At 55.6% G+C, this 417-nt stretch carries 2 protein-coding genes; both read right to left on the bottom strand.

The features are described from left to right. Positions 1-114: 114 nt before the first annotated feature. A complete protein-coding gene (locus AC1RPU_RS07905) occupies positions 115-264 on the bottom strand; it encodes a hypothetical protein (protein ID WP_281106376.1) in 150 nt (49 codons plus the stop codon). Beyond that, positions 261-417: ribosome modulation factor (locus AC1RPU_RS07900; protein WP_481769629.1), on the bottom strand; the 157-nt coding region annotated here is incomplete at its 5' end. The genes AC1RPU_RS07905 and AC1RPU_RS07900, both read right to left, overlap by 4 nt.

Here is a 417-nt window from a genome sequence, read left to right as displayed (position 1 = left end):
TACAAAGCTCGTGCTTTCGGCACAGCGCTTCGTACTCATCGAGAAAGTCTTCGACAGCCTTTGGGCTTTCTACGTAACTTCTCGCTATTCTGTCAAACCTTTGGGGTTTCTGCCTCATTCGTCCGAATCCTCAAGAAATGCATCATACCAACCATCGTACCACGAGAGGCCGTTAGCGTCATTGTCCGGGTACGGGCTTTCATCCACGTCGCCCCGTTCGTAGGCGGCACGGCCCTCATGGTACGCTTCACGCTGCGTCGTCATTCGTATTCCTCCTGATCCATATACTCGATGTCGGCCGAATGCCACCCAGCGTTCCACTCACGCCGCAGATCGGTACCCGGGGCATATGGATTTTCGTCCACAGGAAGACCCCGGCCATGTGCTGCGTATCCACGAGAAAACGCCTGAGCGCGC

This window comes from Dellaglioa sp. CoH-55-MRSF-7, from assembly GCF_056782235.1.
This window is presented reverse-complemented; position numbering and strand designations above follow the sequence as displayed.

Coding starts and splice junctions, on each gene's coding strand:
- AC1RPU_RS07905 (WP_281106376.1), bottom strand. CDS start 264: ATGACGACGCAGCGTGAAGCGTACCATGAGGGCCGTGCCGCCTACGAA.